Source organism: Mesorhizobium sp. WSM4848 (genome assembly GCF_055811375.1).
Window position 1 is genome coordinate 304,617 of the sequence record NZ_JBVVPX010000002.1, and the last position, 24,578, is coordinate 329,194.

The 24,578-nt window shown below is 62.8% G+C and carries 19 protein-coding genes; 5 read left to right on the forward strand and 14 right to left on the reverse strand.

Annotated features, from left to right (window positions below; genetic code table 11):
• Position 1 precedes the first annotated feature (1 nt).
• From AC0L16_RS03855 to AC0L16_RS03875, 5 genes are read right to left on the reverse strand one after another with little or no spacing between them, the layout of a single operon-like run.
• Positions 2 to 2,476, reverse strand: coding sequence for a GcvT family protein (locus AC0L16_RS03855; protein ID WP_473619082.1), 2,475 nt, complete (start codon positions 2,474 to 2,476; stop codon positions 2 to 4).
• On the reverse strand, positions 2,473 to 3,654 hold the full coding sequence (locus AC0L16_RS03860) for a pyridoxal phosphate-dependent aminotransferase (protein WP_473619084.1): 1,182 nt from the start codon (positions 3,652 to 3,654) through the stop codon (positions 2,473 to 2,475). The genes AC0L16_RS03855 and AC0L16_RS03860 overlap by 4 nt, the downstream gene beginning before the upstream one ends.
• The gene (locus AC0L16_RS03865; RefSeq protein WP_473619085.1) at positions 3,654 to 4,553 is read right to left on the reverse strand and encodes a homocysteine S-methyltransferase family protein; all 900 of its coding nucleotides are present in this window, start codon (positions 4,551 to 4,553) and stop codon (positions 3,654 to 3,656) included. Before AC0L16_RS03865 ends, AC0L16_RS03860 begins: the two co-directional genes overlap by 1 nt.
• Positions 4,550 to 7,003 carry a GcvT family protein gene (locus AC0L16_RS03870; RefSeq protein ID WP_473619086.1) on the reverse strand — a complete coding sequence of 818 codons (2,454 nt, stop codon included), beginning with the start codon at positions 7,001 to 7,003 and terminating at the stop codon, positions 4,550 to 4,552. Before AC0L16_RS03870 ends, AC0L16_RS03865 begins: the two co-directional genes overlap by 4 nt.
• 15 nt (positions 7,004 to 7,018) lie before the next feature.
• The gene (locus AC0L16_RS03875; protein ID WP_473619088.1) at positions 7,019 to 7,606 is read right to left on the reverse strand and encodes a helix-turn-helix domain-containing protein; all 588 of its coding nucleotides are present in this window, start codon (positions 7,604 to 7,606) and stop codon (positions 7,019 to 7,021) included.
• A gap of 296 nt (positions 7,607 to 7,902) precedes the next feature.
• Between AC0L16_RS03875 and AC0L16_RS03880 the strand changes: the two genes are divergently transcribed.
• Positions 7,903 to 8,607, forward strand: a complete 705-nt coding sequence (locus tag AC0L16_RS03880) for a nitroreductase (protein WP_473619151.1) — start codon at positions 7,903 to 7,905, stop codon at positions 8,605 to 8,607.
• A gap of 68 nt (positions 8,608 to 8,675) precedes the next feature.
• Here AC0L16_RS03880 and AC0L16_RS03885 read toward each other — a convergent pair whose 3' ends face one another.
• The 5 genes from AC0L16_RS03885 to AC0L16_RS03905 form a co-directional block, all read right to left on the reverse strand.
• The gene (locus AC0L16_RS03885; RefSeq protein WP_473619089.1) at positions 8,676 to 9,197 is read right to left on the reverse strand and encodes a helix-turn-helix domain-containing protein; all 522 of its coding nucleotides are present in this window, start codon (positions 9,195 to 9,197) and stop codon (positions 8,676 to 8,678) included.
• 384 nt (positions 9,198 to 9,581) lie between these two features.
• On the reverse strand, positions 9,582 to 10,169 hold the full coding sequence (locus AC0L16_RS03890) for a sarcosine oxidase subunit gamma (RefSeq protein ID WP_473619090.1): 588 nt from the start codon (positions 10,167 to 10,169) through the stop codon (positions 9,582 to 9,584).
• Positions 10,162 to 13,170, reverse strand: a complete 3,009-nt coding sequence (locus tag AC0L16_RS03895; RefSeq protein ID WP_473619092.1) for a sarcosine oxidase subunit alpha — start codon at positions 13,168 to 13,170, stop codon at positions 10,162 to 10,164. Before AC0L16_RS03895 ends, AC0L16_RS03890 begins: the two co-directional genes overlap by 8 nt.
• On the reverse strand, positions 13,167 to 13,463 hold the full coding sequence (locus tag AC0L16_RS03900; protein ID WP_236377102.1) for a sarcosine oxidase subunit delta: 297 nt from the start codon (positions 13,461 to 13,463) through the stop codon (positions 13,167 to 13,169). Before AC0L16_RS03900 ends, AC0L16_RS03895 begins: the two co-directional genes overlap by 4 nt.
• Before the next feature lie 8 nt (positions 13,464 to 13,471).
• Positions 13,472 to 14,731: a sarcosine oxidase subunit beta gene (locus AC0L16_RS03905; RefSeq protein ID WP_473619093.1), complete on the reverse strand. Its 1,260-nt coding sequence runs from the start codon at positions 14,729 to 14,731 to the stop codon at positions 13,472 to 13,474.
• Positions 14,732 to 14,949: 218 nt separating this feature from the next.
• Between AC0L16_RS03905 and AC0L16_RS03910 the strand changes: the two genes are divergently transcribed.
• Positions 14,950 to 17,439, forward strand: coding sequence for a mechanosensitive ion channel domain-containing protein (locus tag AC0L16_RS03910; RefSeq protein ID WP_473619095.1), 2,490 nt, complete (start codon positions 14,950 to 14,952; stop codon positions 17,437 to 17,439).
• Between the two features lie 47 nt (positions 17,440 to 17,486).
• On the opposite strand, the gene AC0L16_RS03915 is transcribed toward AC0L16_RS03910, so the two are convergent.
• Positions 17,487 to 17,909 (reverse strand): hypothetical protein, encoded by a 423-nt coding sequence (locus AC0L16_RS03915; RefSeq protein ID WP_473619096.1) that lies wholly within the window; start codon positions 17,907 to 17,909, stop codon positions 17,487 to 17,489.
• 184 nt (positions 17,910 to 18,093) lie between these two features.
• On the opposite strand from AC0L16_RS03915, the gene AC0L16_RS03920 reads away from it, so the two are divergent.
• The 3 genes from AC0L16_RS03920 (at position 18,094) to AC0L16_RS03930 (ending at position 22,491) form a co-directional block, all read left to right on the forward strand.
• Positions 18,094 to 18,357, forward strand: a complete 264-nt coding sequence (locus AC0L16_RS03920; RefSeq protein WP_023798910.1) for a hypothetical protein — start codon at positions 18,094 to 18,096, stop codon at positions 18,355 to 18,357.
• Positions 18,358 to 18,865: 508 nt separating this feature from the next.
• Complete coding sequence (locus AC0L16_RS03925) at positions 18,866 to 21,427, forward strand: GcvT family protein (RefSeq protein WP_473619097.1); 2,562 nt, start codon at positions 18,866 to 18,868, stop codon at positions 21,425 to 21,427.
• Positions 21,428 to 21,642: 215 nt separating this feature from the next.
• On the forward strand, positions 21,643 to 22,491 hold the full coding sequence (locus AC0L16_RS03930; RefSeq protein ID WP_473619098.1) for a DUF1194 domain-containing protein: 849 nt from the start codon (positions 21,643 to 21,645) through the stop codon (positions 22,489 to 22,491).
• A gap of 75 nt (positions 22,492 to 22,566) precedes the next feature.
• On the opposite strand, the gene AC0L16_RS03935 is transcribed toward AC0L16_RS03930, so the two are convergent.
• From AC0L16_RS03935 to AC0L16_RS03945, 3 genes are all read right to left on the reverse strand, one after another.
• Positions 22,567 to 23,505 carry a GlxA family transcriptional regulator gene (locus tag AC0L16_RS03935; protein WP_425293609.1) on the reverse strand — a complete coding sequence of 313 codons (939 nt, stop codon included), beginning with the start codon at positions 23,503 to 23,505 and terminating at the stop codon, positions 22,567 to 22,569.
• A 346-nt stretch (positions 23,506 to 23,851) separates the two neighbouring features.
• Entirely contained in the window at positions 23,852 to 23,998 is a 147-nt protein-coding gene (locus tag AC0L16_RS03940; protein ID WP_473619156.1) for a hypothetical protein, read from the reverse strand.
• A gap of 317 nt (positions 23,999 to 24,315) precedes the next feature.
• Positions 24,316 to 24,504, reverse strand: a complete 189-nt coding sequence (locus AC0L16_RS03945) for a hypothetical protein (protein ID WP_473619100.1) — start codon at positions 24,502 to 24,504, stop codon at positions 24,316 to 24,318.
• Positions 24,505 to 24,578 lie beyond the last annotated feature (74 nt).

A 24,578-nucleotide genomic window follows, 5' to 3' on the forward strand; every position in this document is an offset into this window, starting at 1 on the left:
GCTACATCCGCACCCGTTCCGCCTTCGGATCATACATCGGCTTCAGCGACACTTCCGCGGCGAAGCGCTCGCCGGCGATCTCGATCTCGTAGGAAGACGACAGCACATCCGCCTCGCTCTCGCTCTGGCAAGGCACATAGCCGAGGCCGACGGCGCCGCCGAGATGATGGCCGTAATTGCCCGAGGTGATCGGGCCGACAATCTTGCCGTCGCGCAGGACCGCCTCATTGTGGAAGAGCAGAGGTTGCGCGTCTTTCAGGCGGAATTGCACCAGCCGCCGGTTCAATCCGGTTTCCTTCTTCCTCAGCACGGCATCGCGGCCAAGAAAATCGCCTTTGGCAGTCTTCACTGCGAAGCCAAGGCCTGCCTCCAGCACATTGTCCTCGTCGGTGATGTCGTGGCCGAAATGCCGGAAGGCCTTTTCGATGCGGCAGGAATCCAGCGTGTGCAGGCCGCAAAGCTTCAGGCCGACATCGACGCCAGCCGCCTCGACCGCCTCGAACACGTGTGCGGCCTGGTCGGTCGAGACATAAAGCTCCCAGCCCAGTTCGCCGACATAGGTGACGCGATGGGCGCGGGCCAGCCCCATGCCGATTTCTATCTCCTGAAACGTTCCGAACGGATTGGTTTCGTTGGAGAAATCGTTCGGGCTCAGCTTTTGAATGAGCTTCCTCGAATCCGGGCCCATCAGGCAGAGCACGGCCTCAGTGGCGGTCACATCGGTGATGACGACGAATTCATCGGCGAGATGTTTTTTTAACCAGGCGAGATCGCGCTGCAGCGTGGCGCCCGGTACGACGAGAAAGAACGCGGTTTCAGATAGCCGTGAGACGGTGAGGTCGCTCTCGATGCCGCCGCGCTGGTTGAGCATCTGGGTGTAGACAATCTTGCCCGGCGCCACGTCCATGTCGTTGGCGCAGAGTTTCTGCAGGAAGGCGCAGGCATCGCGGCCCTCGACACGGATCTTGCCGAACGAGGTCATGTCGAACAGGCCGACGCCGTTGCGGACCGCCAGATGTTCATCGCGCTGGTTGTCGAACCAGTTCTGCCGTTTCCAGGAATAGCGGTACTCGCGCTCCTGGTCCTCACGAGCGAACCAGTTGGCCCGCTCCCAGCCGGCAACCTCGCCGAATACCGCGCCGCGTGCCTTCAGATGTTCATGGAGCGGGGAGCGCCTGACGTTCCGAGAGGTCGCCATCTGCCGGTAGGGAAAATGGTCGGCATAGAGCAGGCCGAGCGTCTCGGAGACGCGCTCTCTGAGGTAGCGGCGGTTCTTCTGGAACGGCTGGGCGCGGCGGATATCGACCTCCCAGAGATCGAAGGGTGCTTCGCCATCATTGATCCATTGCGCAAGCGCCATGCCGGCACCGCCTGAGGAGACGATGCCGATGGAGTTGTAGCCGGTCGCCATCCAGTAGCCGGACAGCTCCGGCGCCTCGCCGAGATAATAGCGATCGTCAGGCGTAAAACTCTCGGGCCCGTTGAAGAAAGTGTGGATGCCGGCGCTGGCCAGCATTGGCATGCGGTTGACGCTCATTTCGAGGATCGGCTCGAAATGTTCGAAATCCTCGGGCAATTGGTCGAAGCAGAAATCTTCGCTTATGCCATCCATGCCCCACGGCTTGGCTACCGGCTCGAAGGCGCCGAGCATCATCTTGCCGGCATCTTCCTTGTAGTAGGCGCATTCGTCCGGCACGCGCAACACCGGCAGCCGGGTCAGGCCAGGGATCGGTTCGGTGACGAGATAAAAATGCTCGCAGGCATGCAGCGGGATGCTGACGCCGTTCTGGGCGCCAAGCTCGCGTGCCCACATGCCGGCGCAGTTGACGACGATGTCGGTCTCGATCATGCCTTGCTCGTCGCCCTGCATCCAGGAAACGCCGGTGACGCGGCCATTCCTGGTGTGAACCTTGGTGACCTTCGCATTCTCGACGATCGTTGCACCGCGCTGGCGCGCGCCCTTGGCCAGCGCCATGGCGATATTGGCCGGGTCGCACTGGCCGTCGAGCGGAAGATGCACGGCGCCGACCACATCGGAAACATTAAGATGCGGGTACATCTGCTTGACTTCGTTTGGCGAAATCTCGCGCACGTCGATATCGAACGCGCGGGCGAGCGACGCCTGCCTATAAATCTCGTGGTTGCGTTCCTCGGTCAGCGCCACGGTGATCGAACCGACCTGGCGCATGCCGGTCCCGACATCGGTCTCGGCCTCCAGCCTGACGTAGAGGTCGGCCGAATATTTCGCCAGCCGTGTCATGTTCTGCGAGCCGCGCAACTGGCCGATCAGGCCGGCGGCGTGCCATGTCGTGCCCGATGTCAGCTGCTTGCGCTCGAGCAGCACGATGTCGGTCCAGCCGAGCTTGGCCAGATGATAGGCGACCGAGCAGCCTGAAACACCGCCGCCGATGATGACGGCCCTTGCTTTGGGAGGAATGGTTTTGGCCAGAATGGTTTTGGGAGACGGGGAGGTCATGCGGCCTCGCGGCGGTAGCTGGACGCGAAGCGGCGCAGGCGAAGGGTTGCTTCCAGAAGCACTGCCTCGGGCTGGCAGAGGCTGACGCGAATATGGCCGGCGGCGGCCTCGCCGAAGCTCGAGCCGGGCATGACGCCGACCTTTTCCTTGTCGAGGAGAGCCCAGGCGAATTTCTCGTCGTCGGGCTCGAGAGCCGATATGTCGAGCATGACATACATGCCGCCTTCGGAGCCGCGCACGGTGACGTTGTTCATGCCGCGCATGGCCTCAAGGACGACGCTGCGCCGTGCGGCATAGCGTTCGGCGATCTCCTTGACGCCGTAGCCGTTTTCCAGCGCCTCGGCGCAAGCGAGGCTGATGAACGCAGGCAGGCCGTAGGTGGTCACCAGATTGAGGTTGGTCAGCAGCGAGATCATCTGTTCGGGCCCGCTCAGCCAGCCCATGCGCCAGCCGGTCATGCCGTGGCTCTTCGACATGGAATTGATGACCAGCGTGCGTTCCGCCATGCCGGGCAGCGAACGCGGCGAGACGTGCTCGCCGCCGCCCAGCGTCCAATAGACCTCGTCCGACAGCAGCCAGAGGTCATGCTCCCGGCAGATCTGCGCCAGCTCTTCCAACCGCTGGCGCGAATAGACGGCACCCGTCGGGTTGTTCGGCGTGTTGATGAGGATGGCGCGGGTGTTCGGCCGAAGTGCTGCGCGAATGTCGGCGGCACGCGGCTGGAAACCATCCTCGGCGGGTGTCTCGACCACGGTGAAATCGGCGCCCGCTGCACTGAAGGTGTTGGGGTAGGTCGCGTAATAGGGCGCCACCACGATGGCATGGTCGCCCTGGTCGAGAACGGCCTGCACCGCCGCATACAGCGCTGCCTGCCCGCCTGGCGTGGCGATGACCTGGTCGGGGTTGGTCCTAACGTCGGTGCAGGCGGTCGAGGCCGCCGCCATGGCCTTGCGCAGGCGCGGAATACCGGCAAGCGGGGTGTAGTGGTGATTGCTGGCGCGAACCGCGGTCACGCAGGCTTCGATCGTTTCCGTTGGCGTATCGAAATCATGGTCGCCGACCGACAGCATGATGATGTCCTCGCCGGCCTGCTTGCGCGTCCAGGCAGCGAAATGGACCTCCCAGCCGTCCTTGCCGGAAGGCACGATGCCGGAAATGCGCGATGACGGTCTGGGCATTATGCTGCTCCCGAAATCGCGTAGCCGGCCTGTTCGAGCCGGTCGCGCAGGGCGGCGATATGGGGCGGCCCGACTTCGCAGCAGCCGCCGACGATGTCAGCGCCGGCCTCGACCCAGCCGAGCGCCTGGCCGGCATAGGCATCCGGATCGAGGTCGTGGCGGGCGTGCAGCACTTCCACCGTGCCGCCATGCTTGAGCGCTTCGACCGAGGTGAAGCCGTTGGCATAGGCGCCAACCGGCCCGCCGAGGCCGATCATTTCGGGCAGCGCTGCAGCGATCGCTTCGGGCCGGCAGCAATTGATCAGTCTAGCTGCGACCGGCAGGCCATCGAGAGCGCTCGACGCAGCCGCAATGGCTTCGCCGCTGCGCAGCCGCGGCGCGCCGTGATCGGCGAGCGTCCACGACACCCACACCGGCTTACCGCTTTCCGACGCCGCGGTGACAGCCGCGCGCGCCTCCTCGGCCGACGCCATGGTCTCGCACAGGAACAGATCGACGCCGTCAGCCTGCTCGGCAACGATGCGGCGGTAGATGTCGAGCGTATCTTCGAAGGATATCGTCAGTGCCGGCGCGTAGCTGCCGAACAGGGGCGACAGGCAGCCGGCGATTGCCGCGTCGCCGGCCTGGTCGCGAGCTTGCCTTGCCAGTTCTATGCCGCGCTTCTGCAGCGGCTTGAACAGCTCCTCCGCGCCCTCGCGCGCCAGCCGCTCGGGGGTAGCGGAATAGGTGTTGATGGTGATGACACGGGCGCCGGCCCGGATGAATTCCGCATGCAGGTCGCGTACCAGGTCCGGTTCGTCGATCAGCACCCTGGCCGACCATAGCGGCGTCGGCTCGGACTTGCTGCGGCGGACCAGTTCCTGGCCCATGCCGCCGTCGGTGAGAATGACTGAATTCATGCGCGCAACCTCTCGTTCTTTGGATCCCACAGCGGTTCGTCCTTCTGCACGACCGCCTTGAAGCGCTCGCCGAAGATCTCGACCTCGACCGCAGTTCCCGGCTCAGTCAGGTCGGCGCGCAGCATGCCGAGCGCGATCGACTTGTCGACGCGATGACCCCAGCCGCCGGACGTCGTCTCGCCGACGATCCGGCCGTCATGCCACAGCGTCGACATGGTTGGGGCGTCGCAGTCGCCGGGGTTTTCGACAACCAGCGTGACAAAGCGCTTCTTGACGCCCTGCTGCTTCTCGTTTTGCAGCGCCGCCTTGCCACGGAAATTCGGCTTGTCCCATTTCACGAAACGCTCCAGCCCACCCTGCAGGATCGAATAGTCGGTCGACAGGTCGCCTTTCCAGGCGCGATAGGATTTTTCAAGCCGCAATGAATCCAGCGCGTACATGCCGAACGGCTTCAGCCCATGCTTCTGCCCAGCCGCCCAGACCGCGTCGAAGATGGTGGCGGTGTCATCGATCCTGGTGTGGATTTCCCATCCAAGTTCGCCGGCGAAGGACACACGCACCAGCCTTGCCCATCGGCCGGCAATTGTCGTCTCCTGGTGCGTCAGCCAAGGCAGAGCAAGGTCGGCGGCGCAGACATCGGCGAGGATCTTTCGCGAATTGGGCCCGGCGAGGATCTGCGTTGAGAATTCCTCGGTCCGGTCGACCAGCCTGAATGAGGCGTCCTTCGGCATGCGCCATTTCAGCCATTCGAAATCGTGCCATTGCGCCACCGCGGCGGTGATCAGCGTCATCAAATTCTCGTCGTGGCGAACGACAGACATTTCGGTGACGATGCGGCCCTTGTCGTCGGCAAAATAGACGAGGCCGATGCGGCCGTGTTTCGGCACCAGCCCGGTGATCTGCCGGCTCAACCAGTCGGCCGCGCCCGGACCATCGAGATTGAAGCGGGAAAAACCGGGCAGGTCCAAAATGCCGGCTGCGTCGCGCACGGCGAGGCATTCTTCGCGCACGCGATGCTGCCACGGCCCGTCGCGGCGGAAAGTCAAGGTCGCGGCTTCCGAGACGTCGTCGCCGGCTCGTGCGTACCAGGTGGCGCGCTCCCAGCCATTATAGGCGTCGAAGCAGGCGCCGAGAGCCTTGATGCGATCGTGGATCGGCGATAGTTTGCGGTCGCGCCCAGCCGGCCAGGCATGACGCGGAAACTGGATGGCATATTCGTTGCCGTAGATTTCCACGCCCTTGGCGACGCAGTAATCCGGGGCCGCGGCAAAGCTGGTGAAGCGGCGCGGATCGCAGGACCACATGTCCCATTCGGTCTGGGCTTCAGTCACCCATTCGGCCAGCACCTTGCCGGCGCCGCCGCCCTGGGCGATGCCGAAGGTGAAGACGCAGGCCTCGAAGGCGTTCGGCACGCCGGGCATCGGGCCGATCAGCGGGTTGCCGTCCGGCGCGTACGGGATCGGGCCGTTGATGACCTTGGACAGGCCGGCGGTGCCGAGAATCGGCACGCGGGCGACGGCATCGGCCAGATAGTCCTCGAGCCGGTCGAGATCGTCGGGGAACAGCTGGAACGAAAAATCGTCTGGCATCGGATCGTTGAGGCCGACCCAATGCGCACGGCAATTGCGCTCATAGGGGCCGAGATTCATGCCGTTCTTTTCCTGGCGCAGATAATAGGAGGTGTCGACGTCGCGCAGCAGCGGCAGTTTCTTGCCTTGCTCCGTCGACCACGCGGCCAGTTCGGGGATTTCCTCGAACAGGATATATTGATGGCTCATCACCATCATCGGCACGTCGCGGCCGAACATCCTGCCGACTTCGGCCGCACGGTAACCAGCGGCGTTGACGACGATCTCGCAGCGGATCTCGCCCTGCGCGGTCTCGACCACCCATTCGTCCTTGTCGCGGCGCACGCCGGTGACCGGACAGAAGCGAATGATCTTCGCACCCAGGTCGCGGGCGCCCTTGGCCAGCGCCTGGGTCAGCTGCGCCGGGTCGATGTCGCCGTCGCTCGGATCGTAGAGCGCGCCCTTCAATTCATGCGTTTCGATGAACGGGTAGCGGCGCTTGATCTCGTCGAGCCCGACCACATCGATGTCCATGCCCTGGTAGCGGCCCATGCCCTTGGCGCGTTGGAACTCCTGCATGCGCTCTGCCGTATGGGCCAGCCTGAGCGAACCGGTGACGTGGTAGTTCATGGGATAGCCGACCGCATCGGCCAGCCCGCGATAGAGCTCGGTCGAATAGCGCTGCATGTTCATCAGCGACCATGACGAGGAGAAGGTCGGCACGTTGCCGGCCGCATGCCAGGTCGAGCCGGAGGTGAGCTCGTTCTTTTCCAGGAGCACGCAGTCGGTCCAGCCCGCCTTGGCGAGATGGTAAAGCGCCGACGCGCCGACGACACCGCCTCCGATGATCACCACACGTGCCGTGGTCGGCAAACCGGCCATATTCTTCTCCAGACCTCAATAAACAGGTGGCGAAACCACCCAGATGACCACCGCCGGCTCCGCACCGGGATTGCGCCAGCGGAACGGCTTGCCGTCGAAGCGAAAGGAGTCGCCTTCGCCAAGCTGGTGCCAGACGCCTGATATCTCGATGTCGAAGCTGCCGGAAGCGACATATCCGGCTTCCTCCGTCGGCCGGCGGGCTTCGGTCTTCAGTTCAGCACCCGGCGCGAAGACCGAACGCAGCATCTCGAAGCTACCGCCGAGATCGGGCGACAGAAGCTCCTCCACCAGGCCGGAATCGCTTGTGCCAAGCGTGCGGCGGCTGCCGGCGCGCACGACCACGCCGCGCTCGTTCTCGACGGGCACGTCGTGGCTGAAGAACAGGCTGACCGGCACGCCGAACAATTCCGCGAAGGCCCTGAGATCGCTAAGCGATGGTATCGACAGGCCGCGCTCGACCTGGCTGACCCAGCCGACCGAGCGGCCGAGCTTCAGGCCGGTCTCAGCAAGCGTCAGCCCGCGCGCCCTGCGCAGCGCCCTGATATCGCCGGCCAGCAGCCGTTCGCGGTTTTCCTGCTCCGATCTGACGGCGGTTGAGGTCAAAGCTTTTTTCTCTTGGTGAAAGATCCCCGCGATGAAAAAATCGGGACAAATTTCATGAGAAGTCAAGTTCATGAAAAAATCAAGAGGATTTTCATGAGGCCGCAAGATTTGCTTGCACCGTTTTGGCGGTTCAGGCAAAGGCTCGGCCACGACGGCGAGTGAGGGCGCCCGATCGAGGCTTGCGACAGAGCGCCACGCGTCCAATTGGACCCGCAATGGTGCTCTCTCAATTTGGATGGCGCATGATCCTTTCCGGAATCGATTCCGGTTTTCGGGTCACGCGCAAAGGGACGCCCATGCTGGAAAACAGGACTAAGATTACGGATGGCGCGGCGATCGTCGACGAGGCGATCACGTCGCGCCGTTCGGTGCGGGCGTTCCTGCCCGACATGGTCGACGACGAGACGATCCGCGCCATACTCGCCGTTGCCGCTCGGGCGCCTTCGGGCACCAACATGCAGCCCTGGCGGGTCTACGTCACCAAGGGCGAGGTCAAGCAACGGATCAGCGACGCCATCCTCAACTCCGGCATCCGCGCCGAAAAGGCCGAGTGGGACGAGTATCGCTACTACCCGGACCAGTTCTTCGAACCCTATCTGACCCGGCGGCGGGCCAACGGCTTCGGCCTCTACAGCGTGCTCGGCATCGGCCGGCGTGAGGTCGACAGGATGCGCGCCCAGCACGACCGCAACTTCGTCTTCTTCGACGCGCCGGTCGGCATGATCTTCACCGTCGACCGGCGGCTGAACAAGGGATCGTGGATCGACTACGGCATGTTCCTGCAGAACATCATGGTGGCGGCGCGGGGCAGGGGCCTGCACAGCTGCCCGCAGGCGGCCTTTGCACCCTATCACAAGCAGATCAGGCCGGTGCTCAACATTCCCGACGAGGAGATCGTCGTCTGCGGCATGGCGCTCGGCCGTGAGGACACATCCAAGCCCGAAAACGCGTTCCGCACCGACCGCGCGCCGCTCGAAGAGTGGGTGACGTTCGCGGAGTAGCGCTTACTCGTGATGTGGGGCATATAGCCAATTTGCTACGCAGTCCGCCCGCGTTTCGACGGCCCTCGCTAGGGCGACGGGGCAGCCACTTCGTCCTCCATGTCGAGGGATTCTTCAACTGCTTCCGGATTCCGGGCAATGGTCCAGAGGAGCGTATTCGCCGCCGCATCCGGTTCCGAACGACCTTGCTCCCAGTTGCGGAGTGTTGCCAGGTCGAGGCCATACCTCACGGAGAACGCCTCCTGAGAGAGCTTCGTGCGATCCCGGACTTCGCGGACGCTTATCGGCCGGGGCGCATGGACCTTCGCGATCACCCCCGCGGACGAGAGTTCATCCTTCAGTGCCCGCAGGTCGTCGACGCAAGGAACCGTCACGAATGCCTTGCCGTGATCGACCATCTCGGTGAGGACCGCGTGTGCCGTCCTCAGCGGCAGCTGTCTTCTGACGAGAATCCGAGCAGCCTCAGGAGTATTCGCGCCGTGAAGAAAGCTAAGGCTCAGCCGGACGGGAGAGCCTGACGACACCCGGACAACGTCCCGGGTTCGCACCCGTTGTCCGAATCGCTCCACGAACTTCGATGTAGTCGACATCTAACTTCTCCGCGATCACCCGACCGAGCTTGCGCAACTTGGACCATCCCCACCGGACCTGGGCATCGCCGCCAATATGGAGGTTACGGACGACAAGGTGGTTGCCGGCAATCTCCACTTCTCCCAAGAGCTGAAGCACGCCATACGGCGTGACCACGTCAAAGAGGAGGCATGGGTCCTCCGAAATATCGACGTCCAGGATGAGTTCGATGTCATCGGGGCTGCACACGCGATCCCTACGCAAGTTGCATATAGAAACTATGTCGAGTGCTGGCGAGGGTCAAGGCCTAACCGATCTCCGAATTGGCGGGATGTTGGCAACACCCGGCACAAAAAGGCGTTCTAAGTTGTGGTGAATGTCGAGCCGATCACTAAGGACGACTTTCAAGCCACTTCGTAGCCGACTTCCTCGCTGGCGTGACAGAGCGCCTTCCAGAACGAGCGCGCGAACGAGCGGAACACATAGATGTCGAACTGGTCGGCGCCGGTGCGCTGGATCTGGGCGAAGACGTCATGATGCATGGTCGAGCGGCCGGCACCGACCGGGAAGGCCGGCAACGCGAAGTCGACGGCGAAGAACTTCGCCAGCACCCATTCGGCCTTCGGTCCGGCGATGCGGATTGCGGTGCGGCCATGCGACAGGTCGGTCACCGTGCCGATCGCCGGGGTGACGACATTGGCAAAGGCCGATGCCAGGCCCTCGGCCTCGTCGACCACGGTGAATTTTCCCGGCGCAAATCCGAACACCGACCTCACGCCGTCGGTGCTGCCGGCGCCGGCGCCATCGGGCAGCGCAAGGCCGGCAACGGTGCGAATGCCTGCAATCAACGCCTTCTCCTGGCCCGGCCAGGCAGCGAGCTGCAGGATCGATCCCGGCCTGGTTTCGGAGAGGATGACATCGACGCCGTGTTCGAAATCGCCATGCGAGCCGGTGCGCAGCTCCAGCTCGAGCGGTGATTGGCGCTCAACCATGCATGCGGCTCCCGTCCGGATCAAAGAAATGGTTGGAGACGATCTCGACCGGGCCGAACCGGTTGCGCAGAGGATCGGAGATATGGGCGCGCGTGCCGCTTCGTGCCTTACCGTCATTGACCAAAGCGAGCGCGATGTACTTGCCGAGCGCCGGCGAATAACAGCAAGCGGTGATGTGGCCGATGGAATCGTGCGGATTGGCTTCGTCAAGGGCTTCGACGACGTGCGCGCCGCCGTTGAGCGGTTGGTTGTCCAGCGAAACCAGGCCGACGAGTTCCAGCCGGCCGGGCGCGATCAGGCCCTCGCGATCCATCATCGCCGAGCCGATGAAGGGCTTCTTCCTGGACAGCATCCAGTCGAGATGCAGGTCTCGTGCGGTGGTGCGGCCGTCGATCTCGGCGCCGGTGACGTGGCCTTTCTCGATGCGCAACGTGCCAAGCGCCTCAAGCCCGTAAGTCACCAGTCCGAACGGCTTGCCGGCTTCGATCAAGGCTTCCCAGACATGGGCGCCGAAGCCGGCGCCGGAGTAGACTTCGAAGGCCATTTCGCCGGAGAAGGATAGCCGGCAGATCATCACCGGAACGCCTGATATCTTGCCGTGCACGATGCCCATGAAAGGCAGGGTTGTGTTGTCGACGGCGGTGCCGATGACGCAGGCAGCAAGAATGGCTCGCGCCTTGGGCCCGCCGATCGCCGCACCCGCCCATTCGTCCGTCACCGAGGTGACATGGACCTTCAGCTCCGGCCAGATGACGTCGAGGAAATACTCCAGATGCTGCATCACCTTGCCGGCATTGGCGGTGGTGGTGGTCATCAGGAAGTCCTGTTCGCCGAGCCGCCACGTCGTGCCGTCGTCGAAGGCGAGGCCGTCCTCGCGCAGCATCAGCCCGTAGCGGGCCTTGCCGACGGCCATTGTCGAGAACATGTTGGTGTAGACCCGGTCGAGGAATTCCGCCGCGTCCGGGCCCTGCACGGCGATCTTGCCCAGCGTCGAGACATCGACGATGCCGGCGCTCTCGCGCGTCGCCCTGGCTTCGCGCACATAGGCCTGCTCGATCGTCTCGCCGGGATGGCCATAGATCATCGGGCGATACCAGAGGCCGGCTGAATACATGGTCGCGCCGTTGGCGACATGCCAGTCATGCATCGGCGTCAGCCGTTCAGGCCTCAGGTCGCCGAAACGCTCCGCGGCGAGTGAGCCGATCGACACGGCCGAAAAAGGTGGGCGAAAGCGTGTCGTGCCGACTTCGGGAATCGGCTTGCCCAGCGCCTCGGCCATGATGGCGAGGCCGGGTATGTTGGAGCTCTTGCCCTGGTCGGTCGCCATGCCGAGCGTGGTGTAGCGCTTCAGATGCTCGACCGAGACGAAGCCTTCGCGATGCGCAAGCCGTACATCCTCCGCCGTCACGTCGTGCTGGAAATCGACGAAGCTTTTTCCATCGGCCCTGATCTCGAACACCGGCGCCGGGTCGGGATCTCCGGGTGCGGCTTCGACGACCGGCAGGGCCGTTGGCACGCCTGTTCCACCTGCCGCCGAAAGCCCGGCGGCGCGGCCTTCGGCGATTGCCTCGGCGGTGGAAAAGCTGCCGGTGAAGGCGCCCGCGCCGATCCATCGCTGGGTTGGCCATTGCTGTGTTGGCTTCGGTGGCGAGAAGGCCTGTCGGGCGGCATTCCATTCCGCCTTGGCGCCGGCCTGGCTGGCCAGATGGATGGTCGGCGACCAGCCTCCCGACATCAGCAGGCAGTCGGCTTGAATGCTGCGCGCCTCGCCGGCAAGCGCGCCGTTGACCATGTCGAAGCGCTGCACCTTGACGCCGGACAGCGCCTTGCCGCCTTCGGTGGCGACCACGGCGTGACCGAAAAGGATCTTGGCTTCCGCTTCATCGGCGAGCTCGCGCATCTCGCTCGAAAGCTCCGGCCGCACGTCGACGATGGCGACAATCGCCGCACCGGCCTTCTTCAGCGCCAGGGCGGAGCGATAGGCGCTGTCATTGTTGGTGAACAGCGCGATCCTGTTGCCCGGCAGCACGCCGTATTCGTTGGCGTAGCGCTCGGCTGCATGCGCCAGCATCACACCCGGCCGATCGTTGCCCGGAAACACCAGCGGCCGCTCGAAGGCGCCGGTGGCCAGCACCACCGATTTGGCGCGGATGATCCAGTAGCGATGGCGCGGTTCGCCCTTGCCGGGCCTCTCCTTGTGGTCGGTAACCCGTTCGAGCGCGGCGAGCGTGTTGCCGTCGTAATAGCCCCAGACCGTTGTGCGCGGCAGCAGGCGGACATTGTCATAGCCTTCGAGCTGGCCGGCGGCTCGCGCTGCCCAGTCCGCCCCGGGCATGCCGTCGATCGTCTCGCCCGACCAGTTGGCCGAGCCGCCGAAACGCGGTTCGAGCTCGCTCAGGATGACACGCGCGCCCTGATCGGCGGCTGCCCTGGCGGCCATCAGTCCGGCCGGACCGGAACCGACCACCAGCACATCGCAGAAGGCGTTCATCCGCTCGTAACGCGCCGTGTCGGCAGCGGTCCCGGCGCGGCCGAGACCGGCGGCGCGGCGGATGAAATGCTCGCAGAACATCCAGAAACGCGTGCTCTTCAGCGGGCCGATCGCGGGTCCCATGAAGGTCTTGTAATAGAAGCCGGCGGACAGAAGCCTGCCGCCGAGCTGGTTGGCGGCGCTGACATCCCAGGCCAGCGATGGAAAGCGGTTCTGGCTGACAGCGGTCAGCCCGTCATAAATCTCGACCATGGTCGCGGCGATATTGGGCTCGCGAACCTCGTCCCGCAACACCGTCACCAGAGCGTTCGGCTCCTCGACGCCTGATGTCAGAACGCCGCGCGGGCGGTGATATTTGAACGAGCGCCCGAACAGCGTGACGCCATTGGCCAGCAGCGCTGAGGCAAGCGTGTCGCCGGCATGGCCGGTGTAAGGCGCGCCGTCGAAGGTGAACCGGATGGTTCGCAGCCGGTCGATCCGGCCACCGGCATCGGTGCGGCGCGGGCTCATATCTTGCCCTCCGCCTTGTGGCGAGCCGCGACTTTGTGGTCGCCGCGCGTGAAGGCGACGCTGGAGATCTCGTGTGTCAGCGTGTTGCGCACGACCCTGAGATGGGCGCGGCAGCCGCCGGAATGCTGCCAGATCTCGTTGTGGTCACCCGCCGGGTTCAATCGGTCATAGACATAGGCGTTCCAGGCATCGAGGTCCTGCGAGGCAGGCTGAGGGCGCTCGCGGTTGCCATCGCCCTGATAGGTGAACTCGATGACGTCGCGCGGGCCGCAATAGGGACAGGTGATCAGCATGGAAATTCCTAATGCAGCCGCGGCGTCGCGCCCTGGCCCTTGTCGTCGATCACCAGGCCGCGATGGAAGCGATCCAGCGTGAAGGGCGCATTGATGTCGTGCGGTTCATCCTTGGCGATGGTCCAGGCAAAGCACCAGCCGGAGGCCGGCGTCGCCTTGAAGCCGCCGTAGCACCAGCCGCAGTTGAGATACATGCCCGGCAGCGGGCCGGTGGTGATGATGGGAGAACCGTCCATCGACATGTCGCAGACGCCGCCCCAGGAGCGCAGCATGCGAACGCGGGCGAGACCCGGAAACAGCGCCAGCATCTCGCTCATCACCTCGTCGACAACAGGCAAACTGCCGCGCTGGGCGTAGCTGTTGTAGCCGTCGAGGTCGCCGCCATAGACCAGGCCGCCCTTGTCCGACTGCGACATGTAGAAATGGCCCATGCCGAAAGTCAGGACCGTGTCGATGAACGGCTTCAGCGATTCCGTCACGAAGGCCTGCAGCACATGGCTCTCGATCGGCATCGTATCGATGCCGGCGAGCCGCATGACTTGCCCGGTGCTGCCGGCCACCGCGACCGCCACTTTCCTGGCGCGGATCTCTCCGCGCGACGTCGAGACGCCTGATATGCGGTCGCCGTCGCGCAGGAAGCCGGTGACCTCGCAATTCTCGATGATGTCGACGCCACGGCGGTCGGCGCCGCGCGCATAGCCCCAGGCGACGGCATCGTGGCGGGCGGTGCCGGCGCGCCGCTGCATCAACCCGCCGACGATTGGGAAGCGCGCCGTGGCGGAGACGTCCAGCGCCGGCACCAGGCGCGCGATCTCGGCCGTGGTCATCAGTTCGGCGTCGACGCCGAGATGGCGCATGGCGTTGCCGCGGCGGGCAAAATCGTCGAGCTGAGCGGGTGTGTGCGCGAGGTTGAGGCAGCCGCGCTGCGAGAACATGACGTTGTAGTTGAGATCGTGCGAAAGGTTCTCCCAAAACTTCATCGAATGTTCGTAGAAGCGCGTGTTGGCAGGCAGCAGGTAGTTGGAGCGGACGGCTGTCGTGTTACGACCGACATTGCCGGAGCCGAGCCAGCCCTTTTCCAGCACCGCGACATTGGTGATGCCGTGCTCCTTGGCGAGATAATAGGCGGTCGACAGGCCATGGCCGCCGCCGCCGATGACAATCACGTCGTAGGACGCCTTCGGGTCCGGCTTGCGCCAGGCCGGTTTCCAGTCCTTGTTGCCGGTCAGCGCATTTTTGAGAAGTGAGAAGGCCGAATATTCCGCCATTCTTTTTGTTGTCCGTTCTGGCTTTTCGTCAGCCGTTTTGGGCGATGCGGCACATTATAGAGCAGGCCGCTGCCGCAAAGCCAATATTGCGCCATCGCTTTTCGACTGGCCGACTCCGAAATCGACTGGCAGGGCGGGACGGCTTGCTCCCCGGTATCAGCGTCTTTATCAAGGGCGAGCTTTAGAACGCCTTACCGCCCGTGAGTCGCCAAACGATCATGCTTTTCCGACTGCTCCGCTTCGTTCTGGTCCTGGCGATCGTCGCCTCGGCGCCGCTGTCGCTTGATGCTGCGGCGCAGGGGCTTGAGCAGGCTGCCTCTGGAGTGGTCGCCGACCAGCAGAAAATCCTGCAGGACCTGACGACAAGGACCGACAATCTCGAGAAGAAAATCCAGGAGGACGGTGACGACGACGCCAGCCTTGTCGACATCCGCCTGCAGCTCGAGGAAATGTCGCGAGGTGCGCTGAACAGCGCGCTTGCCTTCCGCCCGCGCCTTTCGGAGATCAACGCAAGGCTCGATCAGCTCGGGGCGCCGCCGGCCGCGGGCCAGCCGCCCGAACCCGAGATCGTGACCAGCGAACGCCAGGCGCTGGCGTCCGAAAAGGCCGAGATCAATGCTGTCATCGCCGCGGCGCAAAACCTGTCGATCCGCATCAGCGGCCTCATCGACAAGATAGCCAACATGCGCAGCGAGCTGTTTCGCAACCTGCTCACAAAGCGCTACGTGCTGTCCGACGCGTTGAGCCCTAAGGTCATTTCCGATGCCAACGATGAATATGCCGGCTTCTACAAGGCGGTATCATCGTGGCTGACCTTCGCCTTCAAGTTCAAGTTCCAGGCGGTGCTGGCCGCGACCTTGACGGCACTTTCCCTGGCGGCGGTACTTTTTGTCGGTGGGCGGCGCCTGTTCGGGCGTGTCTTCGAAGCTGACCCTTCCGTCGAAGATCCCTCCTATCTCAGCCGGCTGTCGGTGGCGTTCTGGTCGACATTGCTGCCGACGCTGGCGGTTGGCGTCTTCCTGGTCTCGACGGTGTTCTTTTTCAACTACTACAACGTGTTGCGCGGCGACATTGGCGTTTTCCTGAATGCGCTGGTTTCGGTCATCGCGGTGGTGTTCTGCGTCAACCGGCTGACCAATGCGGCGCTGGAGCCGCGGCTGCCGAACTGGCGGCTGATACCCGTTGAATCGGGTCCGGCCCGCTGGCTTGTGCGGCTGACGACCGCCATGGCGGTGGTGATCGGCGTCAACAATTTCCTGTCGGTCGTCAATGACAAGATGGGCTCGCCGCTGTCGCTGACCATCGCCAGAAGTTTTGTCGGCACCATTATCGTCGGCGTCATCCTGATCCTGATGGGGCTGCTGAAACCGTTCAAGGCCGCCGACGGAAGCTGGCGTCCCTGGCCGGCGTGGCTGCGCTACACCGCTGTCGCGCTCGGCCTTTTCACCATTGTCACGGCGCTGCTCGGCTATATCGGCCTTGCCATTTTCGTCTCGCTGCAGGTCGTGGTCACCGGAACCATTCTGGTCACCGCCTATATCGGCTTCCTGTCGGCGCGGGCGATCAGCGAGGAAGGCGGCTTTGCCAACACGTCGATCGGGCGCTGGCTATCGACCAATTCCAGTTACGAGGAGTCCGCGCTCGACCAGCTCGGCCTGGTCGTCAGCGTCGCCATCAACCTGATGATCGTGCTGGTATTCCTGCCGCTGATCCTGTTGATGTGGGGCTTCCAGCCCGGCGACATCGAGGCCTGGGCCTACAAGCTGGCGACGGGCCTCACCATCGGCTCGGTGACGATCTCGGTGACCGGCATCCTGACCGGCATCATCGTCTTCATCATCGGCTATTTCCTGACGCGCTGGTTCCAGGGCTGGCTCGACGGCTCGGTGATGGCGCGCGGAAAGGTCGATACCGGCGTGCGCAATTCGATCCGGCTGGCGGTCGGCTATGCCGGCGTGGCGCTCGCAGCGCTCGTCGGCGTCTCGGCGGCGGGCATCGATCTCTCCAACCTGGCGCTTGTCGCCGGCGCCCTGTCGCTCGGTATCGGCTTTGGCCTGCAGAATGTCGTCTCCAACTTCGTCTCCGGCCTGATCCTTTTGGCCGAGCGGCCGTTCAAGGTCGGCGACTGGATCGTCGCCGGTGAGATCAGCGGCACGGTCAAGAAGATCAGCGTGCGCGCTACCGAGATCGAGACGTTCCAGCGCCAGTCGGTGATCCTGCCCAATTCAAACCTGATCAACAATGCCGTCGGCAACTGGACGCACCGCAACAAGCTCGGTCGCATCGACATCAAGGTAGGCGTCGCCTACGGCAGCGACGTCAAGCAGGCCCATGCTGTGCTGTTGGAGATTGCGCGCGGCCATCCGCTGGTGCTGAAAAATCCGGAACCCTTCGTGCTGTTCACCAATTTCGGGGCGGCCGCTCTTGAATTCGAAATCCGTGTGTTCCTGGCCGACGTGATGAACGGCAACATCGTGCAGAACGACATTCGTTTTGCCGTCCTCGACGTGTTCGCCGATCAGCATATCGAAATTCCGTCGGCGCCGCGCGCCGTCGTCGAGACCAAGAAGCATGAGGCGTGGCCAATCGATGACGACAAGATCGAAGTCGATTTTGCCGAACAGGAGCAAGCAAAGGCGGAAGCCGTGGCCGAGACGAAACGCCTGGCCAGATCCGGGCGCAAGACCCGCAAGCCGGATCCCGATTGAAGGCTGAGATCCAAGCAAAAGCGTGGAAGGCGGATCACCCTAGAAGTTTATGTGATCGAGTTGATCTGACGGATAGGTTCTTGAGAGGTGATCCCGGTTCTGCTCGTCAGTGTATCCGAGGAGCTTTCCCGATAGCCATTCCAACTGCGGGCACCAGGCGCCGCGGTGTAGAAGCTCGAGAAGCAGCGAAAAGGCTTCCACTCTCCATGCTTCGCCCTCGCGGGCGTAGAAATATAGTCGATGTTGAGCCGGGTTCCTCCCGGTCCTTTTGCTTCGAAAGTTCGGAGATGCTCGGACAGCGTTCGATTTGCAACATGGGTCGCGAAGTCCTGATTAGCCAATGCATCGGATTTTTCAAAGCCGTCCACGCGCTCGTGGGCGAACATCGCAAAGGGCTTGGCCCCAGCAAGCATCATCTCCATTTCACGGTTGGTGTGCGGCGGGTATGGATAAGGCTTTTTGCCATTCATCTATTTCAATTCCCAACACCGCTGTGGAACGACACGGCGCTTCGGCTGAACGTTCCGAAAACCAATTGCGGCATGAATGCGGCATTCAGTTGCTGTTCAGCTTGCATCTCATATAAGCTCACATGCAAAGGGCGAGAATGCCTTGCGAAATGCAACAGAGGCGGTGGAAACACCGATATTGCAAATGTGGAAGTCTCTCGTCGCCGCCATCGCTTTTCTTGCCGTGGGCGGTTCAGCCTTCGCCGCCAGCGCGACCAACAAGGACGCCGAGACCCGCACACTGGTCGTGACCGAAGGCGGTGGCAAGACGGAGCTGGCGCTGGCCGCCGGCGAAACCGCGGAATTCTGCCCGACCGGCTGTTTCGTTACCATGCCGAATGGCGACCTCGAGGCGCTGACCGGTTCGGAAACGATCGAAATCTCAGGCGGCGTCGCCCGTATCAAGTAACCGCGTCAAAAAAACATTGACGACTTGTTTTTCGAAGGCCGGGCAAATGCCCGGCCTTTTATGGTTTCGGATCATCGAAACTTAACGATTCCCGCTCCGCCGGCGTCCTGTTTACGGCATTGGTGCTCGGGGTGCTGGCCCACGACACTCGCATCTACTTTCCCAATCTGATCCCCCGTTCCTGCTGCTCGCCGGCCCCTTCATGGCGCTGTGGGCGAGCATCAAAGGGTGTCGCCCCGCAGTGTTGCACGTCGTTCCAAAAAAATGGATCATGAGTTCCGCCTCCAGCCTGGCGCGCATCATTTTCCCTTGAGGCAGCTGATCTCAAACCAGTTTCTGCGCATGATCCCAGCGAAAATCGGTTCCGATTTTTCGGGGTCATGCGCCGGGGTCGCGCCGCACCTGCAGCGTGTCGCAAACAGGCGGTAGCACGATGGCCGTCGCCTGCATATTGTGCGCCGATTAAACGGGCGCCGGTGCCCACTTTACCACTTTGGAGTCGCGGGCAATGGCAGGATTTCCGGAAAAGGCGAAGGTCGTCATCGTCGGGCTGGGCGGTATTGTCGGCGCATCGGTCGCCCATCACCTGATCGAGCGCGGATGGGACGACATCGTCGGCATCGACAAGTCAGGGATCCCGACCGATATCGGCTCGACAGCGCATGCTTCCGACTTCTGCTACACCACCAGCCATGATTTCCTGTCCTGCTGGACGACGCTCTACTCCATCGATTTTTACGAAAAGATGGGCCATTACGCCCGTATCGGCGGCCTTGAGGTTGCCCGCGTCGGCGATGACGCCCGCATGGCGGAGATCAAGCGCAAGATCGCCTCGGCAAAGGCATTTGGCACACGCGCGCACTTGATCGAACCGGCCGAGATCAAGCAAAAATTCCCGCTGATCGAAGAAAAGATGGTGCAGGGCGGCCTGTGGGATCCCGATGCCGGTCTTGTCATCCCGCGCTCGCAAACGGTCGCCGGCAAGCTGGTCGACCAGGCGGAAGCCTCCGGAAAACTCAAATCCTTCGCCAACACGCCGGCCAAGTCGCTTATCGTCCAGAACGGTCGCATCAAGGGCGTGGTGACCGATCGCGGCACCATCGAAGCCGACTATGTGATTGTTTGCGCGGGTATCTGGGGCCGGTTGATCGCGGAAATGGTGGGCGAGGACCTGCCGGTCATGCCGATCGACCATCCGCTCACCTTCTTCGGGCCGTATACCGAGTTCGCCGGGACCGGCAAGGAGATCGGCTGGCCGCTGCTGCGCGACCAGGGCAACTCGGCTTACATGCGCGACACCGGCGATCCCAAGACTGCCGAAGGCGGGCAGATCGAGTGGGGCTACTACGAAGAGACCAATCCGCGCCTTTGCCATCCGCGCGACCTTCTGGAGAAGGACCAGGCCCGTCTTTCGCCCTCGCAGCGCGACCTCGACATGGAACAGATCCTGGCGCCGCTCGAGCGCGCCATGGAGTTGACGCCGATCCTGGGCGAACTGGGCTACAATGAGAGCCATTCCTTCAACGGGCTTCTGCAGGTGACGGCAGACGGCGGCCCCTCCATGGGCGAGAGCCAAAAGGTGCGGGGCCTCTGGTATGCCGTCGCGATCTGGGTCAAGGACGGCCCCGGCATGGGCAAGCTCATCGCCGACTGGATAACGGACGGCCGGACGTCGATCGACCACCACGCCATCGACTATTCGCGCTTCTATCCGCACCAGACGCAAGAGCAGTTCATCTGGGACCGCTGCACCGAAACCGCAATGAAGGTCTACAATCCGGCCGTCCATCCGCGCGAGCCCTTCTCCAAGGCTCGCGACGTGCGCCGCTCGCCCTTCTGGGAGCGCGAGAAGGAACTCGGTGGCTATTTCATGGAACTCGGCGGCTGGGAGCGCGCCCATGGCTATGCCGCCAACGAGCACCTGCTCGAGAAATACGGCAACCGGGTGCCGGTGCGCGAAAACGAGTGGGACAACCGTCATTTTTGGCGCGTCTCCAATGCCGAGCATCTCGCCATGAGCGAAGATTGCGGCATCGTCAACCTGTCGCATTTCGCGATGTACGACGTGGAAGGCCAGGATCATGTCGCGCTGATGGAATGGCTGTGCGCGGCCAAGATCGGCGGCGACGGCAATATCGGCAAAGGCATCTACACCCATTTCCTCGACGATGAGGGCATGGTGCGCGCCGACCTGACCGTCATCCGCATGGCCGACCGCTGCCGCGTCATCGACGGCGCCGACGCCGGCCCGCGCGACTTCCAGTACATGCGGCGGACGGCAGAAGACAAAGGGTTCGACGTCGCCATCACCGACGTGACCGAAAAATACGTGACCGTCGGCATCTGGGGCCCAAACGCCAGGGCAACATTGAGCAAGGTCGTGGAAGACCCGGACGGGCTGACGCCGGAGAATTTCCCCTTTGCGGTGATCAAGCCTGTCAGGATCGCCGGCAAGGACGTGACCGCTTTCCGCATCTCCTATGTCGGCGAGCAGGGCTGGGAACTGCACATGCGATACGAAGACGGCCTGGCCGTATGGGACGCATTGCGTTCGACCGGCGTGATGGCTTTTGGCGTCGAGACCTACGCCAACAGCCGGCGCATGGAGAAGAGCCTGCGCTTGCAGAATGCGGATCTTTTGACCGAGTTCAATCTGCTGGAGGCCGATCTTGCCCGCCCGAAGGTCAAGGAGGCTGATTTCAGCGGCAAGGCAAGGCATCTGGACTATCGCGCCCGCGCGCATCAGCCGGCCATGCTTTGCACGCTTGTCATGACGGACAATGTCGATTCCACGGGCGTGGCCCGCTATCCTGTCGGCACGATGCCGGTGATGGACCCGCAAACGGGCGAGACGCTGGTCGACGAACTCGGCCGCCGATCCTTCACGACCTCGGTCGCCTACGGCCCGACAATCGGCAAGAACATTGCGCTTGCCTATCTGCCGTGGGCGTATTGCCAGGAGGGCCGCAAGCTGGACGTCGAATATTTCGGCGAGAAATACCCGGTCGAAGTGGCCGCCGTCGGCTACAGGCCGCTCTACGACCCGGAGAACCTCAATCCACGCAGCTGAGCCGCCCACAATAGAGGGTGAGGCGGCGGACTCGCAAAAACGTGAATGCAAGGATCTAAAGCGCGTCGCGTCTGAGGGAAGTCATGCGACGCGCTTTAAGTTCTTGTTTTTATGCATGTCGTTACCCAAACCCGCTGCGCCTTTTGGGCGACATGCATTAGCCCAGCGCCGGGCTTTTCGCTTTGTGGCGCGACGATTTTCGCTTACCTTGCGGCATGTCTGCTTTTCCCCGCGCAGGACATCTCCTCTCAGGCGCCGCCGCGCTGGCGCTGACGTTCGTCCAGGCGCCGGAATCCCGCGCTGCCGATCCCGTCGACGTCGAACTGGTGCTGGCGGTCGACGTTTCGCTGTCGATGTCGCCGGCCGAACTCGAAATCCAGCGTCGCGGCTATGTCGCGGCACTGACGCATGACACGGTACTGCAGGCCATCGCCGACGGCGCCTACGGCAAGATTGCTGTCACCTATGTCGAATGGGCCGGCACGACATGGCAGCACATCATCGTGCCGTGGACGGTGATTGGCAATCGTGCCGACGCCGAGCGGGTGGTCGAACAACTCTCCGCCCATGCGCCCAACAGCGCACGGCGCACCTCTATTTCCGGTGCCTTGCAATTCAGCAGCGATCTCTTCGCCGAAAGCGGCTTTCAAGGCGTCAAGCGCGTCATCGACATTTCAGGCGATGGCCCCAACAATCAAGGTGCTCCCGTCGACATCATCCGTGACGAACTGGTCAGGCAAGGCATCACCATCAACGGCCTGCCGCTGATGACCCGGGGCGGCTTCACCAGCGTCTACGACGTCAATTATCTCGACCGCTATTACACCGACTGCGTCATCGGCGGGCCCGGCGCGTTCATGATCCCGGTCAATGAGTGGACGCAGTTTCCCGAAGCGATCCGTCGCAAGCTGGTGCTTGAGCTTGCCGGGCCTGCCTCACCGCAATGGGCGGTGGAAGAAGCGGCGCATCCGCCGGTGGTTCTGGCGCAAGACAAGCCGGCCACCGACTGCCAGGTCGGCGAGAAAATGTGGCGCGACCGAAGCTGGATGTTCGACAGCCGCTAGAGCATCGGACGCTCCAGATTTGGCGAGCACTCCTCGCGGGGAGGTGGCGACTACACCATCCAGGATATTGCCTTGTTACGCGGCCAGCAACTGCTTGCGATCGACCCGCTCCTGCTGCGGCGAGCGCGCATAGAGCTCGCGGTAGCATTTGGAGAAATGCGAAGCGGAGACGAAGCCGCAAGCGACTGCCACTTCGACCACCGGCATCGATGATTGGATCAGCAAGTGCCGGGCTCGGTCGAGGCGGATCTCCAGATAGTAGCGGGCAGGGGATCGTCCCATCTCAGTGCGGAACAGGCGCTCGATCTGCCGGCGTGACAGGTCGACATGGTCGGCGATCTCGATCAACGACAGCGGCTCGGACAGGTTCGCTTCCATCAGTTCGATGATGGTCAGCACCTTGGAGTTCTGCACGCCAAGGCGTGCGCGCAGCGGCAGGCGCTGGCGATCGGTCGGGCTGCGCACGCGGTCAGTCAAGACCTGCTCGCAGACCCGGTTAACGAGATTGTCGTCGAAATCGTCGCCGATCAGCTTCAGCATCATGTCGAGCGCCGCGGTGCCGCCGGCGCAGGTGTAGATGTTCTGGTCGATCTCGAAGAGGTCGGCAAAGACATTGGCCTTCGGGAATGCTTCGGAAAAGCCCGGCAGGTTCTCCCAATGAATGGCGCAGCGCTTGTTGGACAACAGGCCGGCAGCGGCCAGTATATGTGCGCCGGTGCACAAGCCGCCGATGGCGACGCCGCGATTGTATTCCTCGCGCAACCAGGCGAAGGCCGATTTGTTCTGGTAGCGCTCGACATTGATGCCGCTGCAAACGACCGCCATATTCGGCCGTTCGGAGCCGGACATCTTCTTGCGTTCGTCCTCCAGCGAGGTGTCGACGGCGCATTCGACGCCGTTGGAGGCGCGCACCGGCTTGCCGTCGATGCTGGCGAGCCGCCAGCGGTAGGCCTCGTAGCCGAGCATCCGGTTGGCCGAGCGCAACGGATCGAGCGCCGTTGCAAAGGCGATCATGGTGAAATCGGGGACCAGGAAGAATACAAACGATCGCCTGATCGGATGATTTACGACGTTCACAGGGTAGCCCTCACGCTGCAATGGCGCGAACAGGATGTCGCGATCAGCATAGCGACATCAGGAAACACCTTACCTGTCAATTGGCTAGGCGGCAACGGAAAGACTTTATTTGCGACATGGGTCGCAAATGGGCAATGACTCTGCGTTGACGGTCCCAACATGCTGCCGGATTGAGCAAGTATGCGGCATGTAGTCGGCACATGACAAAAAACGCCGCCTCGGCAGACCGAAGCGGCGCTGTGATCAACTTCGAAGCAGGCAGCGCCGCTGCGAGCTTGTCAGATCAGGCGACGAAGCCGAGGCGCGCGGCGGCCACGGCGCCGGTCTGACCCGGCATGGTGTTGGCAAGGCGCTGGCGCTCGAGCGCGGTCGTCAGGTTCATTTTACGGCGAGCAAAAAGGCGGGCAAAAAGCTTCATCATCATCTCCATTCGGTTGCTCAGACGGGTCGCCTTCGCGTGATGGAGTGGGGCAGCTCGTTGGCTGGCGCTGATATAGGCTTACGTGAAGGGAAACTAAATCGCAAAAGCGAACCACTTGATAGGAAAAGCGACACGAAATGCGAAAAACTTGGGCATTCCGCCCAATATTTATGATCACTTACAAGGCGTTAGTTCAAAATTTGAACTGCCATGCAGCCTGTTCATATGCGCCATGCAGCGGCGACATGGCTCCAAAAACTGCAAACAAAAAAGGGCCTGCCGGACATGATCTGCGCGGCAGGCCTTCAGCTTTGAATACACACGATCTATTTTGCTCCGCCAGCCCAGGATCCAACGCCGTGGCGAGTGCCGGTCTTGGTGTCGGCGGATTCAGGCCAGCCGATATCCTTCTGCAGTTCGATCGGCAGAGAGCGGATGGCGCGTTCGGTCTGGTAGCGGGCGCGGGCCGCGCTGAATTCGGTCGCGATGCGGCCGATGGATGACAGGATAGACATTTTTCATTCTCCTTAGGGTTGGGTCGGGTGCCGGTCGCTCGGCGGACCAAGCGCTACATCCGGTTTGTTTCAGC